The following is a 14,983-nucleotide window of genomic DNA, read 5'->3' as shown; positions in this document are numbered from 1 at the left end:
CACAAGAAGGTCGCACGCATCATGAAATCCATGGGGCTGAAAGGCTTTAGTAAACGGCGTCGATGTATCACCACCAGGCGCAAGCCTGGCCGTCGAGTCATGCCAGACTTAGTAGGCCGCAGATTCACCGCTGATAGGCCGAACCACGTCTATGTAGGCGATATCACCTACCTGCCGTGTAAGGGCGGCAAGAACATGTACCTGGCCACGGTCATCGACGTCTACTCGCGCAAGCTCGTCGGCCATGCACTCGCCGATCACATGCGGGTATCGCTGGTTATCGAAGCTTTATCTCATGCAAGGAAAGTCCGTGGAAGTCTTAAAGGGGCAATTTTCCATTCTGATCATGGCAGTGTGTACACCTCACAAGCATTTAGGGACCACTGCACCCAGCTTGGTGTTCGCCAATCCATGGGCGCGGTGGGAACGAGTGCTGATAATGCCTTGGCAGAGTCATTTAACGCCACCTTAAAGCGTGAAGTTCTGCGTGATCGGAAAGTCTTTGACAGCCCAATCAGCTGTCGCCAAGAAGTCTTTCGATGGTGCATGCGCTACAACACGCGCAGACGACACTCCTGGTGCAATCTTCTAGCCCCCGATGACTTCGAAGCACTCACATCAGCTACACTGACCCAAGCAGCATAGCTAACCCCCGACGTGTCTACTTTCCGGGGGTCAGGTCCGTCCGTGTTGACTCATTTTCTTCAGCTGTAGGTAGATTCCGCGGTGAGCGTAGTGGGTGTACCACCATTTTTTGTTGCCACGTTTGGATTTAGGAATCTGCTCGAAAGGGACGTCTTTGACGTAAGTTCTGGCTTTGAGCTGGGCGCTAAATACAGTGCCGAATTGGTGTAGCTTGGCAGTCCATGCGGCTGCTTCATCCAGATTGTCAACGGCGAGCAGCTCAAAAGAAAGCCGTTGTAGTGCCTTGCCCATCGGCGAGGTGGGGTGAAGGCCTGTGGCGCGTTGAATGTTGCGTTTGACGTGGACAATGCAGCGTTGAACCGGGGTATCAGGCCACAGGCGGCGTAGTGCTTTAAGTCCTCCGGAATCCCCATCACAGGTCACCAATTGTGGTGGGGCTATCTCGTCGAGCAGGCGCATGTAGGACCAGGAGGATTCCTTAGTGCACCAGAACCAGTTGATGACATGGCAGGAGTCAGCAGCCACGACAAGGCACTTGGTGTTGAAGTAGGTGCCGTCAATGAAGATTTGATCGTAGATTCGCTGCTTATCAACGCTTCGGGGAGGTTGGATAAGCCAGAACGTTTTGAACCGGCGTTGCAGAGTTCGTGATGAAACTCCGCAGGTCTTAGCTGTCTGTGCCAGGCTGCGGCCTGACATGAGCCAAAAGATGAAAAGGCGAAACCATTTTGCTTGAACTGCGTCGTCATTGGTGCGGGTGAAAGTGGCCTTGCAAGTGCGGCATCGCCATCGTTGGCGACCAGTACTTGTCGTTCCGTATTTGATGCATACCCCGGTACAGACGGGGCATCGAGGATGATTCTTACTCATCCTCTCATCGTGAACCTAGGCGCCTAGCACACCAGCACGCCCTTGGCGGTATTTCCGGCCCGAGGCTGGGTTATCCCTCCGGATAAGTGAAATCATCCTAATACCAGCACGCCAGACCGGCTAACCATCCAACCTCACCAACACATCCTGTCGTTTAGGCCGACAATGAGGATCTCAGCGTTATTGCCGCCGGTGCAGCGAATGATCTCGTGCTCATCGGTTTGGCATGTCAGTGAATAGTTCTGTTGGGTAATGGGGCTGTTGACGGTGACCTGTCCGGGGATGAAGGACCGGAGGTCGTCTTTAGAGCTTGGTGCCAAGGTCATCAAACGGCCTGCAGTGGAACGGGCGAAATCGCAACTGGTGTTCGCACCGGCCATGACGAAAGCGATGTTATAGCCATCGCCCATCTGGCACACAGTGGCAGGCGTGCCGTAAACGTTGACTGACGCGCCGTTGGCGTCGCCCTCGGGGAGTTGTTCAGAAAGGCTGTTATACGTGGCCGTTTGTGCCGTCTGAGAGGTTTGGCGTTGGCCTGCTGCTGGTTGGGCGGCTTGGGCTCCTTGTGCACTCTGGGCCTGTGTGTCAGGTTGTTGAGCCTGGTCCGCAGGCTGATCGCCTGCGTTGTCCGGCAAGGTTGGTTCAGGGCCGTCGGGGCCTGCCTCGTCGGCAGCGTTCGGAACGTGAAGCTCAGCGTCATCGTTAAGCGGCTGAAATGCCGGGTAAGTGTTCTCAAACGTTGGCTCACCCGATGCCGCTTCCGTCCTTGACGGCGCTGCCATCTCGGATGACGTGGAGCATCCGACCGTAAGAACACCGGCGGTGATTATGGCTGCAAAAGCTGCGATGGGACGGTGGGCGCGCGTGGAAGTCATAAAGCCCACCCTAACGAGATGTGTGGCGATGCGCTGGGGAAAACGGGGAAAGCTGCCCAATCACAGTGACGTGCACTCAGATTGGGCAGCTCAATAAACAGAATCGGGGTAGCTCTTAGTGGCAATCCCAGTGGCCGTCATGTGCCGCGTGGCGGTGACCATCATGCAGGTAGTCCACGTGGTCGCCATGGGGAATAGCGACGTGCCCGCAACCCTCGCCGTGCTCGTGTTCGTGGGCATCGTGAACGGTGTGCTCGGATGCCTCGCACTCGTCTCAGTGGCCTTCATGCTCGCGATGAATGTGGCCGTCGTGTACGTAGTCGGTGTGATCGCCGTGCGGGAAGGCGACGTGGCCGCAGCCTTCGCCGTGGACGTGGGTGTGCTCGTCGTGGATGGTGTGGGTCATGGCTCCTCCTGGAGGTCGGGAATTTTCACTACATTTTCAGTAGCTGTCAATGTTAGTAAAGCGCGTTTCCAATACACTTTCAATAGCGGGGTGGGTGGGGGTATCGCCGGAACTGAACACGGGGCGTGAAGGGAGAATTGGCCTAGCCCAGGCTAGAGTAAGGTGATGATGAAAAGGTCTCCGCAACTTCGCTTTTCCCGTGTCTTACCAGGCTTTGCATTCATGGCTGGCGCATGCTCGCTGGCCTTTGCTCTCGCCGCCCCCGCGACCGCTGCTGAGGGGGTGCCGGTTCGGCAAGGACAAAGGATCGCGGCTTCTGATGGCGCGTTGTGCACTGTTGGTTACGTCGAGGCTAATCGGGCGTGGACATCGGCGCACTGTGGCTTAAATGGCGAACAAGTGTATAACGAAGCAGGCCAGCACCTAGGAACGTTGCGTTGGTTCACGCCCTCGGGGGCTGCGGGGCATGACTTGGCCTATATTCAATTCGCCGGCGGAACCTATTCGGCAGGCAACCCGCTCACCGGGGATGGCATGGCACCGGTGCCTGGTGAAGGCTCAACGGTGTGCTTCGACGGACAGGCCGCGTCGCGTCAGTGTGGCACCGCGGTGAAGGGGCCGGGTGTCTTTCCAGGCATGAACTATGCAGCCGACGTGTCGCTGGCGCCAGGGGATAGCGGTGGAGCAGTGTCCGTCCCAGGGCAGCCGGGCGTTGTGGGCATCTACCAGGGGATTACCCAGGCTAACCGGGACGGCCGGACAGTTACATTCTCAAATTATGCGCGCATGCCACATGCGGATGAACTAGCGCGCCTGCCACATCAGGGTTGGGTGCCGCGCCGCCCCAACCGGGAGCCAGGAAATCCAGTCCGGGTGGCCCAAGAAACAGGTGAGGCATTGTCCTCGACGAGTAGCGCGGGACCGGAAGGGCTGCGCGGCCTTGCGATGTATTTCGGTCTCGGTATTTAGGAACGCAGCCTCGAGGCTTTAGACTCCTCTGCGCTGCATTGCGCTGCGCTAAGTGGCCAGTTCTTAGCGGGTTGTCTTAGCGGTGGCCGTCGCGTGGCGTGCCATTGGAGAGTGCGGCACTTAAGCGGTTGGATGCGCTAACCAGGACATCTGCGAACTTTTCCGCCGGGGAAGGGCGGAAGCGTTCGGCGGAACCGGAGACGGAAAGGACGGCGATGAAGTTCCCTGCGCCGTCGAAGACGGGGGCGGAAACGGAAGCGAGGTCTGACTCGCGCTCTTCGATGGATTCGGAGTAGCCGTTGGTGCGCGCGAGCTCGACATCGTGCTCACTAAAGATGGCATCGGGAACATGGACATCAGCAAAGGCGGCGAAGACGCGGGCGGCGGAACCGGAGGTGAGTGGAAGCTGGCGGCCTACGGGCACCACGTTGTGGAGTCCGATCTCCGGCTCGCGCGTGGCGATACACGTGCGCGTGGTGCCGGAGAGTTCGTAAAGCTGGACGGACTCACCGGTGGCGTCGAGAAGCTCCTCCATAATGGGGCCTGCGGTTTCGATTATGCGATCACGGTTGCCGGGTAGGGCCGGCCCAGCGCCCCACTTTCCATCGGGGGTGCGGGTAAGGATTCGGTGCGCCTCGAGCGCTGTGGCGAGACGATGTGCCGTTGCCCGAGGCAGGCCGGTGGTCTCACAAAGCTCGTTGAGCGTAGAAGGTTGGTTGGTCGCGGCCATCATGATGGCTACCGCGCGATCCAATACCTTAATTCCTGATACTGCACTATACTCTCCCATATAATGAAATCTACGTCCCATTAATTGAGATTTCAAGTGGAGAGGCACATGACTGAGAAACTGACACTCGCAGAGAAGGTATGGCGCGACCATGTCGTGCGTAAAGGGGAGAACGGCGAGCCCGATCTTCTCTATATTGACTTCCAACTCTTGCATGAAGTTACCAGCCCGCAGGCTTTCGATGGTCTTCGCCTGGCCGGTCGCAGGATGCGTCACCCAGAGCTGCACCTGGCCACTGAGGACCATAACGTTCCAACCGTGGGCATTAAGTCCGGTAACCTTTTAGAAATCAAGGATGAGGTCTCCCGCACGCAGGTGTCCACGCTGCGCAAGAACTGTGAAGAGTTCGGCGTGCGCCTGCATTCGATGGGTGATGCTCAACAGGGCATCGTTCACACAGTGGGTCCTCAGCTGGGCATTACGCAGCCCGGCATGACCATCGTGTGCGGTGACTCGCACACGTCGACGCACGGCGCCTTCGGTTCTATTGCCATGGGCATCGGTACCTCTGAGGTGGAGCACGTCATGGCCACCCAGACACTTTCGCTTAAGCCCTTTAAGACAATGGCCATCGAGGTCAGCGGTGAGCTGGCGGAGGGCGTTTCCGCCAAGGATTTGATTTTGGCGATCATCGCCAAGATTGGCACCGGCGGCGGCCAAGGCCACATCATCGAGTACCGCGGTGAGGCCATTCGCAAGATGTCGATGGAAGCCCGCATGACCATCTGCAATATGTCCATCGAGGCCGGTGCCCGCGCCGGCATGGTGGCTCCGGATGAGACCACTTTTGAGTACGTCAAGGGCCGTGAGTTCGCACCCCAAGGAGAAGATTGGGACGCGGCCGTCGAGTACTGGAAGACGCTGCCGACTGACGACGGCGCCGAATTCGACACCGTCGTGGAGATCGACGGCTCCGCGTTGACGCCTTTCGTGACTTGGGGTACTAACCCGGGACAGGGCTTGCCATTGAGCGCTACCGTGCCCGACCCAGAGGAGTGCGGCGACGACGGCGAAAAAGCCGCCGTCGAGAAGGCCTTGGCCTACATGGACCTGAAACCCGGCACGCCGCTGCGCGATATCCAGATCGACACGGTCTTCCTTGGATCGTGCACGAACGCGCGCATCGAGGATCTGCGCGCGGCCGCCGAAGTGGTCAAGGGGCGCAGCATCGCGGCTGATACCCGCATGATGGTGGTTCCGTCTTCGGCCGTGGTCAAGGCCCAAGCTGAGGAGGAAGGGCTGGACAAGATCTTCACCGATTTCGGCGCTGAATGGCGCACCGCTGGCTGCTCAATGTGCCTGGGCATGAACCCGGACCAGTTGAAGCCGGGGGAGAGGTCGGCGTCGACAAGCAACCGCAACTTTGAGGGCCGTCAGGGCCCTGGTGGCCGCACCCACCTGGTGTCCCCGGCCGTCGCTGCGGCAACTGCCGTTCTGGGCCACCTGGCCGCACCAGCAGACATCGACGATTCCGCTTTCGCCGGCGCTTAAGGAAAGGAAAAAGACAATGGAGAAGTTTATTACTCACACGGGCGTCGGCGTTCCGCTGCGTGTCTCCAATGTGGACACCGACCAGATTATTCCCGCGCGTTACCTGAAATCCGTGAAGCGCACCGGCTTTGCCGACGGCCTGTTCTCCAATTGGCGCAGCGATAAGAACTTCGTGCTCAACCAAGAACCGTTTAAAGAGGGCTCCGTGCTCTTCGCAGGCCCGGACTTTGGTACCGGTTCTTCCCGTGAGCATGCGGTGTGGGCGCTTGCGGAATTCGGCTTCAAGGCGGTGTTCTCCTCGCGCTTCGCAGATATCTTCCGCGGCAACTCCGGTAAAGCGGGCTTGCTGACGGGACTCATGGAACAAGAAGACATTGAGCTCATCTGGAAGCAGCTAGAAGCCGGGGAGACCGAAACCACCGTCGACTTGGAGGCGCGCACGGTTACCGTGGGCGGCAATAGCTATACCTTCGATATCGATGACTACACCCGTTGGCGCCTTATGGAGGGGCTCGACGACATCGGCCTGACCTTGCGTAACGAGGACGATATCGATGCCTTTGAATCCAAGCGCCCGGGATTCAAACCGCGCGTCCTTGCGTCTTAGCGGAGGCGGCATCGGTGGGGTAGTATTCTCCGCCTCCTGTGGCGCGGTGCACATAGCGCCGTTAACATCCTCAGCATGACTAATCCTTTTGACGGCTTTAGCGGAGAGAACGGCAATCAATTCGGCGGCAGCACCGGGTACGGTGGCTCGGATTATCACCAGCCCGGTGGCTACGACTATCAACAATCCGGGAGTTACGGCTACCAGCAACCCAACGGCTACGGCTACCAGCAGACGGGAAGCTACGGGTACCACCAGCCCGGCGCAGTACCTGGCAACCCACCCGGCGGGGCAGGCGTACCGCCCATTGACGCCATGGATATTCTGGGCCAGTCATTCAAGGGTTACTTAAAGCAACCGGTGCCAGGAATGCTGGCCATGCTGGTGCATCTCATTATCACGTTTGCTCTTCTTCTTGTGCCGGGAATCGTTGTAGGCGGTGTATTCGCAGTAATGGAAGGAAATGGCACGGACATCGAGCCTTTAGCGACTACCGTGGGGATCCCTCTCATGGTTGTCATGGTGCTAGCCGCCTTCGCTTATCTTTTCTGGCTGATGGCGAACCTCTTTAATGGCTCCCGGAAGATCGCTGATGGGGAGAAGGTCACCTTCCGCGACTACTTTAGGTTTGCCCAGCTGAATGGTTGCGCCGGCGTCTATGCTTGCTTCTTTATTTTGGCAATGCTCGGAACAATTGCGGGCGGCTTCCCCGGACTGATTCTCTTTGCGCTTCTGTGGCCAGCGCCTGTCATCAAGGCTGATGCCCCGGATAAGCCTCTCATGGAGTGCTTCCGGGAGGCTTTGAACTTGGTCATTGAGAACCTTGGGCAATCGCTGCTCTTTATCTTGATCTGTTCCCTCATCACGAGCTTTGTCATATTTATCCCCATCGTTGGCTTCCTTGCCGCCTACCCGATCTGGGCTTTGGGGATGGTCCTTTTCACCCGTGCTATGCAGCGCCGCCCTGCTGTGCGTTGGGAATAGAACAGCAGGAAGGCGAAAGGTACCTGGTGAAGTGGCGATGTAGTGCTTATCGCACGGGCAGCGGGCTAGCGAGGTAGTCTGCGCCGGTAAGTTCACCGTCGTTGAAGGAGAGCACCCACACCGAAGCCTTCTTGAACTTGAGCTCGTCGATGGGAGTCGTGATGAACTTCGGCGCGTAGGATTCGATAATCCCCGGAATGGTTAGTCCCTGGCTCACGATGACGGGGACACCGCCGCCGTCAACAACGCGCTGGAAGGCCGCGCGGGCGTCTTCAGGGGATTCAGCAAACACATCGTCACCGAATGCTTTGTTTACAGCGATGTCCATGCCGAGCTCATCCGCCAACGGGGCAGCGGTGTGCTGGCAGCGCTGCGGCGGGGCGCTGTAAATGGCGGTCGGGTGAAAAGGCGTGAGCATCGGCACGAGCATCTCTGCTTGGCGGCGGCCTTTCTTATCCAGCGGGCGCAGGTCATCATCGCCCTCCCAGGAGCGGCGCTGGTGAGCGCGTGCATGGCGGACATACAGCACGCGGGTCGTCGGAGCGAGGCGGAGGCGCTTCTTGGCCTTCGCCAGCACCTGCGTATCAACGTCATAGGAGAGCAGCGTGCAGGCTTCGTCGATTGTCATCCAACGCAGCTCATCGGTCTCCGAATTCGTGGTGTATTCGCCGTCGAGTACACGTGCCAGCCAGTAGTAGACAACCTTCGTGCGTCCTTGAACGGGATAAGCCACCTTGCCAATGAGCTTGCCCAGGCGCACGGTGTAGCCGGTTTCCTCGAAGATCTCGCGCGCGGCGGTGACGGGAAGGGATTCGCCCGGATCGACCTTGCCCTTAGGTAGCGACCAATCGTCGTAGTGCGGGCGGTGGATGATAGCAACCTCCGGATCGTGTGGATCCCCACGCCAGAGAACCGCGCCAGCGGCAAGTGTCGTCCGCTTGAACTCATCCGCCGGATCGACAGGGATCTCCTGGTGGCGACCAGAGATGAAGACCTCCGATCGGATATCTTTATCCGTCTCATGCATGTTCTTTGCCTTGGGCATGCTGCTCCTTTGTGCCTGTAGCTTGTGATCTTCTCCATCTTCCTCCACTCGCCGCCACGATGCAGCTTTACGCGCCGAACGTATTTCAATGCCGGGCGTGCTTTAATGGGAAAAGTCGATGCAGTGGAATTGATCGTGAGGTGGCACATGGCAAACGTGGCAGTAATGGGCGCGGGTTCGTGGGGAACCACGCTGGCGAAAGTCTTTGCTGACGCCGGCAATGACGTCAGCTTGTGGGCGCGCCGCGAGGAACTGGCAAACACCATCAACACGCGCCACGAAAACCCGGACTATCTCCCGGAGCTCTTACTGCCTGAGTCGATCCGGGCAACCACCGAACCCGCCGCTGCTTTGGAAGCCGCAGACATCGTCATCTTCGGCGTTCCTTCTCAGACCCTTCGCGGAAACCTGGAGAAATGGGCGCCGCTCTTGCCGGAGGACGCTACCTTGGTCTCAATTTCGAAGGGCGTGGAGAAAGCCACGCTTAACTTGATGAGCGAGGTCATCGCGGACGCCGCCGGCGTATCCACTGGCCGCATTGCCGTGCTCTCAGGGCCCAACTTGGCCAAGGAGGTGGCCCAGGAACAGCCGGCTGCCACGGTTATTGCCTGCAGCGATGCTGCTCGCGCGGAGGCCGTCCAGCACGCAGCTGCCGCTCCATATTTCCGCCCCTATACCAACACCGATGTTATCGGCGCAGAAATTGGTGGCGCTTGCAAGAACGTTATTGCTCTTGCGTGTGGTATGGCCGCTGGCAAGGGGTTGGGCAATAACACGATGGCGACCATTATCACGCGCGGGCTGGCTGAGATTACCCGCCTTGGTGTGAAACTGGGCGCGGATCCATTTACCTTCTCTGGACTAGCTGGAATGGGTGACCTGGTGGCGACGTGCAGCTCGACGCTCTCGCGCAACCGCACCTTTGGCTACCGCCTTGGCCAGGGCGGGACTCTGGAGGAAGCTACCGCGGCTACCAACGGGCAGGTCGCGGAAGGCGTTATCTCTTCTGATTCCATTTTTAGCTTGGCGCAGCGCGCGGGCGTGGAGATGCCCATTACCCAGGCGGTCTATGGAGTGTGTCACCGCGGCGTGACTGTCGACGACATGATCGTCGCTCTGATGGGTCGTACCAAGAAAGCTGAGTAAAGCCGAGTAAAGTTGCTCGGTATGACTGAAGCGAAACCTGTGCGCGTAGCCGTTGTGTACGGCGGCCGCAGCTCCGAGCACTCGGTGTCGTGCATTTCCGCCGGCGCGATCATGGAGCACCTAGATCCGGAAAAGTATGAGGTCGTGCCGATCGGTATCACGCGGGAAGGCACCTGGACCCAGGGCAACCGCGCGGGCCTCGCCATCGTCGATGGGCGCCTGCCTGAGGTGGAACTCCACGATGAGTTGGCACTATCCCTCAACCCCGCAACACGCGGGCGCATCCACAATGTCACCCGCCACGAGCACTACACAGAGGTGGATGTCATCGTTCCGGTTCTCCATGGACCCTATGGGGAAGATGGCACGGTGCAGGGCCTTTTTGAGCTTTCCGGAATCCCCTACGTCGGCGCGGGTGTACTGGCCTCTGCGGTGGGTATGGACAAGGAGTTCACCAAGAAGCTTCTGGTGGCCGAAGGTCTTCCCGTCGCACCCCAAGAAGTGCTTAGTGGTGGAGATACGCTGAATGATGCTCAGAAAGAGCGCCTTGGTTTGCCTGTCTTCGTGAAGCCGGCGCGGGGCGGTTCCTCCATCGGTGTCTCCAAGGTTTCCGCGTGGGAAGATTTTGACGCGGCGCTGGCCCTGGCTTATGAGTCCGATGACAAGGTCCTAGTCGAGCCTGAGATCCGCGGAGACGAGGTTGAGGTGGGCGTCCTCGAGCACCCGGACGGAAGCCTGCAAGCCTCTGTTCCGGCCAAGCTTTTGGGGACCACCGAGTCGGAGGAAGGCTTTTATGACTTCGACGCCAAGTACATCGATGAGGGAGTGTCGGCGGCTATTCCTGCGCCGCTGAGCGCGGAGCTCACCGACGAGCTGCGCCAGCGCGCCATCGAGGCCTTCCAGGCGCTGGGTGCAACGGGGCTGTCGCGCGTGGATTTCTTCGTTAGTGAAGACTCTTATTGCATCAACGAGATCAATACCTTCCCTGGATTCACGCCGATTTCGATGTACCCGCAGGTCTTCGCCGCCGTGGGAGTGGGTTACGCCGAGCTGCTCGATACTCTCATCCAGACCGCTCTCGCGCGTTCCTAGTCCCTGAGCCGTGCGCGAAGGGAAGGTGGTGAAGAAAGAGGCCGCGACACCTACTGAGCGGGGGTGGCTTCAACGAGGGCGTCGCTAAGCCGCACCAGCGCCGAGTTCGCCGCCTCTTGCGGGGCAGACAGCGCGAGGTCCTCCGCGCGGCCGAGTGCGAACCACGTGCCGGCCGTTGTGCCTTCCGCCAGCGTGGTGTCCTCGAACCAAGGGACGTCATTAACCTGCTGGAGCTGAACGCCCGCACGGTAGTTCTCCGGAGCGGCGACACCGCAGCGCACGACTATTTCCTCATAGCCCGGCGCGCTGTAGACCCAGGTGTTCTTAGCGCCAGCATCCGTGCGGCGCGTATAGCCCTCCGCGAGTGAGTCTGGCAGAGCCTTGTCCAGCGCGGGGCACATGGAATCCGGACCTGCCTTGAGTTTGGATAGCGGTGCCGGATTGGGGTCTTGAGGCTTTTTATCTAGTTTGTTGAGGGCTTCTGTTAGCCCTTGCGGGGCGTCGGAATGTGCGTCGCCTGTAGACGTAGTCACGGCGACCGCAGGAGTGCGCTGGGTGCTGTACCACGTCGTGAGGTTCGAGCCGGGGGTGGCGTCAATGACCTGCAACCAGGATTCGCCGTCGGCCTCGATGGTCTGGGAATAACCCGTAAACTGCTGCGGCAGGTCAACGCCACAGCGCAGGGTTACTTTGTCCTCCGAGCTCTTCGTCCAGGCTGCGGCACCCGCCGGGGCTGGGTCGACGAGTTCGACCCGTGAGTATCCCATGAGCTTTTCCGGCAGAGAGTCGACGACAGCGGCGCATTCGGGGGAGTCCGCTGCTTCAGACGGAGTGGGAGGCAGCGCCACCGGCTGTTGCGCGGCGCTGGTGATGACGTACTTTGCCCCAAAAATCACCGCGAAGACCATCGCGATGGCAATCCCGAGTGAGATGTATATAGCGGTGCGGTTAAATTGGGTATCCATAGGGGCTTATCCTATCGCTGATAGCCCAAGAAGAACGAACGTTGAAGGCGTGCCAGAATGGTGCGCCATCTGCGCCAGGAAAAGGAGTCCGTGACGGTGGGCTTATCCCATACCCTCGACCAAGCCGGCGAACGGCACGTTATCCATGAAATCGTCACCGCAGCGCCGAGTGCACTCAACGGCGATGATGCCGCGGTGCTTTATCCGGCGGCGCCTAATTCGCGCACTGTGGCCTCGACGGACATGATGGTGGAGGGCCGGCATTTTCGGCGGGACTGGTCCACCGCCGCGGAAGTCGGTCACAAGGCCATCGTGCGCAACTTTGCCGATATTGAGGCAATGGGGGCTCGGCCCACTGCAGCGCTTCTGGCGATTGCCGCCCCGGGCGATACCCCGGTGGATTTCGTGCGTGGGATAGCGCAAGGCATTGCTGAGCGCTGCGCGGTGTACAACGCTGAGCTGGTCGGCGGTGATTTGACCCGCAGCGACAGCCTGGTCATCAACGTCACAGCGATGGGCTCTTTGGGCGGAAGCGGCGCACCGTTGACTCTGGATGGTGCGCGTGCGGGCCAGAAGCTAGTGGCGCACGGCAAGATTGGGTATTCCGGGGCGGGCTTGGCCCTCTTGCAACGTTATGGCCGCGCGCTGCCCCCGGAGCTGGACGAGCTCTGGCCGTTGATCGACGCCCACTGCGCGCCCACCCTCGCACCCGGGCGCGGCGTCATCGCTCGGGCAACCGGCTCGACCGCGATGACGGATAACTCGGATGGTCTCGTGCGCGATGTGGGGCACTTGGCTGAGCGCTCCGGGGTGCGCATCGATTTTGACCGCGGCGCCATTGCTCCCGATCCGCTTGTGGCCGCCGCCGGTGCGGTGCTCGGCATCGACCCTTGGGAGTGGGTCTTGGCGGGTGGGGAGGACCACACGCTGTTGGCTACGACGTTTAAGGCTGCCCCCTCCGGGTTCCGGGAAATTGGCCGGGTGATGCGCGGCACCGGAGTAACCATCGATGGAGAGGAACCTCGCTATAGCGAGGGCTGGGAGGGATTTGCGTGAGCCACATTGATACTTCTCACATCCACTATTCGTGGATGCCGCACATCAGGCAGGCCTTGGAGGACAACCTCCCACGCATCGAGCGTGAGATTGGGGCAGAGTTCTTGCCGCCGGCCGAGGACGTCTTTGCCGCCCTGTCGATGCCCCTCGAGGACGTGCGGGTGCTCATCGTGGGCCAGGATCCCTATCCCACACCGGGGCATGCCATGGGCTTGTCCTTTTCCACGCGGCCGGGTGTTCCGGCCCCGCGTTCGCTGAAGAATATCTACGCCGAGTTTGGCGACGACCTCGGCATCCCCGGCCGCGCCGATGGTGACCTGCGGGCCTGGTTTGACCAGGGCGTGCTACTGCTCAACCGGGTACTCACCGTGGCCCCGGGCCAGGCGGGTTCGCACCGCCGGCTCGGGTGGGAGGCGATTACCGAGGCAGCCATTAGGGCGCTGGCGGGGCGCGATATCGTGGCCATCCTGTGGGGCCGCGACGCCCAGTCCTGCCAGGCCTACCTACCGGGCACGGACTGCATTACTTCCCCGCATCCCTCGCCGCTGTCAGCGCGGCGTGGCTTCTTCGGCTCGCGCCCTTTCTCCCGCGCAAACGCGGCCTTAGAAGCCCGTGGCGTCCCCGCGGTGGATTGGCGCTTGTAAACTAGCCACCATGTCATATCCCGCCGAGTTGGACGCTCGTGGTCTGCATGAGTGGGCCGCACGAACCGTGGAGGAGCTGCAGCGCCGCCGCGCTGAAATCAATGCCCTCAACGTTTTCCCGGTGCCCGATTCGGACACGGGATCCAACATGGCGCACACCATGGAGTCCGCCTTGGCGGAGGCCGATAAGGGTGAGGCGGACGTCGCTGAAGCATTGGCCATCGGTTCGGTGCGCGGTGCCCGCGGCAACTCGGGGATGGTGCTCTCGCAGGTGCTGCGTGGCGTTGCCGATGCCACAACGGACTCGCGCGTGGATGGTGCGGTCCTCGCTGATGCTTTGACGCTGGCTGTCACGTTGGTCGATCGCGCGCTTGCCGCCCCAGTAGAAGGCACCATCATCACCGTTTTGCGCGCTGCAGCGGCCGCTGCCAGTGAGGCCGCCGGGCAGCCCGGTGCCCAGCTACACGGCATCCTGGTTGCGGCGTTAGACGCCGCACGGCAGGCCTTGGCGCAGACTCCGTCGCAACTGCCCGCGCTGCGCGAGGCGGGTGTCGTGGATGCCGGCGGTACCGGCTTCGTGATTCTGCTGGAGTGCCTGCTTGCACAGGTCACCGGTGAAGAACCCGCCAACCAGCCGTTGAGCGTTTCGGCGCCAGAGAAACCTGAGGAGCTTGCAGAGATCGAAGCCGTCTTCTTCTTTGAGGGAAACCTCGCTGAGGTTGAACAAGCCTTGGCCTCGCTGGGCAATAGCCTCGTCATCGCGCGGGCGACGGACACCTCTGGCAGCGTTCACATCCATAGTCCGGAGGCCGGCACGGTGATCGAAACGGCCTACGGCCTGGGAAAGGTCAGCAACCTGCGGCTCGAAGCGCTGCCGCCCGCAGAGGCGGGGGCGTGCGCCACGAAGCACAGCGAGGGCGAGAGCCCACAGCGGCGCATTTTTGCTGCGGTGCCCGAAGGGGCCGCGCGGGAGCTATTTGAGAAGGCTGGGGCGCGAGCAATTGGGCCCGGCGAGGATCTAGAGAACGCTGCGGTAGGCGATCTTTTCCTGCCCAACGGGTGCGGTGGGGATCCAGGCAGGGCGACAGTCATACCGACTGGCTCCATCGTGGCCGGGCTCGCCGCGCTATCGGTGTATTCGCCCAACCCCTCTCGTTCGGCCGAAGTAGTGGCCGCTATGTCCGATGCCGCGCGTTCCATGCGGGTGGCTCATCCGGAAACAGAAAGCCTCGACGGCATCATCGCGGCATGCCGCACCCAGTTGGCCTATGGGGGCGAACAAATCACTGTGTTGTCCGGCTGTGATATCGATGCTGAAGAGTTGACGCAGCTGCTTGGCGTCGACGTCGTTGTGCTTCGAGTTCCCGGACTGCGCACGGAGATCGGGGTGGAGTAGAC

The 14,983-nt window shown here is 60.5% G+C and carries 14 protein-coding genes and 2 pseudogenes; 10 read left to right on the top strand and 6 right to left on the bottom strand.

What is annotated here, in order from left to right; genetic code table 11:
• On the top strand, positions 1-645 hold a 645-nt coding region (locus QP999_RS09000; RefSeq protein ID WP_284848110.1), incomplete at its 5' end, for an IS3 family transposase.
• A 39-nt stretch (positions 646-684) separates the two neighbouring features.
• Here the strand turns inward: QP999_RS09000 and QP999_RS08995 are convergent.
• The 3 genes and pseudogenes from QP999_RS08995 to QP999_RS08985 form a co-directional block, all read right to left on the bottom strand.
• Positions 685-1,515, bottom strand: a pseudogene (locus QP999_RS08995) (transposase-like zinc-binding domain-containing protein); the annotation flags it as partial.
• Positions 1,516-1,649: 134 nt separating this feature from the next.
• A complete protein-coding gene (locus QP999_RS08990) occupies positions 1,650-2,390 on the bottom strand; it encodes a hypothetical protein (protein ID WP_284848108.1) in 741 nt (246 codons plus the stop codon).
• Positions 2,391-2,505: 115 nt separating this feature from the next.
• Positions 2,506-2,796, bottom strand: a pseudogene (locus tag QP999_RS08985) (hypothetical protein).
• A gap of 222 nt (positions 2,797-3,018) precedes the next feature.
• Here QP999_RS08985 and QP999_RS08980 point away from each other — a divergent pair.
• Complete coding sequence (locus QP999_RS08980; RefSeq protein ID WP_284848107.1) at positions 3,019-3,765, top strand: chymotrypsin family serine protease; 747 nt, start codon at positions 3,019-3,021, stop codon at positions 3,763-3,765.
• A gap of 76 nt (positions 3,766-3,841) precedes the next feature.
• Here QP999_RS08980 and QP999_RS08975 read toward each other — a convergent pair whose 3' ends face one another.
• Positions 3,842-4,555: an IclR family transcriptional regulator gene (locus tag QP999_RS08975; RefSeq protein WP_070524385.1), complete on the bottom strand. Its 714-nt coding sequence runs from the start codon at positions 4,553-4,555 to the stop codon at positions 3,842-3,844.
• 48 nt (positions 4,556-4,603) lie between these two features.
• On the opposite strand from QP999_RS08975, the gene leuC reads away from it, so the two are divergent.
• From leuC to QP999_RS08960, 3 genes are all read left to right on the top strand, one after another.
• Positions 4,604-6,046, top strand: coding sequence for a 3-isopropylmalate dehydratase large subunit (gene leuC, locus QP999_RS08970; RefSeq protein ID WP_284848106.1), 1,443 nt, complete (start codon positions 4,604-4,606; stop codon positions 6,044-6,046).
• A 16-nt stretch (positions 6,047-6,062) separates the two neighbouring features.
• Positions 6,063-6,653: a 3-isopropylmalate dehydratase small subunit gene (gene leuD, locus QP999_RS08965; protein ID WP_070682996.1), complete on the top strand. Its 591-nt coding sequence runs from the start codon at positions 6,063-6,065 to the stop codon at positions 6,651-6,653.
• A gap of 75 nt (positions 6,654-6,728) precedes the next feature.
• Entirely contained in the window at positions 6,729-7,637 is a 909-nt protein-coding gene (locus QP999_RS08960) for a hypothetical protein (RefSeq protein WP_284848105.1), read from the top strand.
• Between the two features lie 46 nt (positions 7,638-7,683).
• On the opposite strand, the gene QP999_RS08955 is transcribed toward QP999_RS08960, so the two are convergent.
• Entirely contained in the window at positions 7,684-8,682 is a 999-nt protein-coding gene (locus QP999_RS08955; protein WP_070623540.1) for an NUDIX hydrolase, read from the bottom strand.
• A gap of 147 nt (positions 8,683-8,829) precedes the next feature.
• On the opposite strand from QP999_RS08955, the gene QP999_RS08950 reads away from it, so the two are divergent.
• Complete coding sequence (locus tag QP999_RS08950; RefSeq protein WP_284848104.1) at positions 8,830-9,828, top strand: NAD(P)H-dependent glycerol-3-phosphate dehydrogenase; 999 nt, start codon at positions 8,830-8,832, stop codon at positions 9,826-9,828.
• A gap of 21 nt (positions 9,829-9,849) precedes the next feature.
• A complete protein-coding gene (locus QP999_RS08945; protein WP_284848103.1) occupies positions 9,850-10,920 on the top strand; it encodes a D-alanine--D-alanine ligase family protein in 1,071 nt (356 codons plus the stop codon).
• Positions 10,921-10,970: 50 nt separating this feature from the next.
• On the opposite strand, the gene QP999_RS08940 is transcribed toward QP999_RS08945, so the two are convergent.
• Positions 10,971-11,885, bottom strand: coding sequence for a DUF3515 domain-containing protein (locus QP999_RS08940; protein WP_070532997.1), 915 nt, complete (start codon positions 11,883-11,885; stop codon positions 10,971-10,973).
• A gap of 57 nt (positions 11,886-11,942) precedes the next feature.
• On the opposite strand from QP999_RS08940, the gene QP999_RS08935 reads away from it, so the two are divergent.
• From QP999_RS08935 to QP999_RS08925, 3 genes are read left to right on the top strand one after another with little or no spacing between them, the layout of a single operon-like run.
• Positions 11,943-12,941 (top strand): thiamine-phosphate kinase, encoded by a 999-nt coding sequence (locus QP999_RS08935; RefSeq protein WP_284848102.1) that lies wholly within the window; start codon positions 11,943-11,945, stop codon positions 12,939-12,941.
• Positions 12,938-13,585 (top strand): uracil-DNA glycosylase, encoded by a 648-nt coding sequence (locus tag QP999_RS08930; RefSeq protein ID WP_284848101.1) that lies wholly within the window; start codon positions 12,938-12,940, stop codon positions 13,583-13,585. Before QP999_RS08935 ends, QP999_RS08930 begins: the two co-directional genes overlap by 4 nt.
• A gap of 10 nt (positions 13,586-13,595) precedes the next feature.
• Positions 13,596-14,981, top strand: coding sequence for a DAK2 domain-containing protein (locus QP999_RS08925; protein ID WP_284848100.1), 1,386 nt, complete (start codon positions 13,596-13,598; stop codon positions 14,979-14,981).
• Positions 14,982-14,983: the final 2 nt, after the last annotated feature.

This window comes from Corynebacterium sp. MSK004 (assembly GCF_030232515.1).
Classification (GTDB): Bacteria; Actinomycetota; Actinomycetes; order Mycobacteriales; family Mycobacteriaceae; genus Corynebacterium; species Corynebacterium hesseae.
This window is presented reverse-complemented; position numbering and strand designations above follow the sequence as displayed.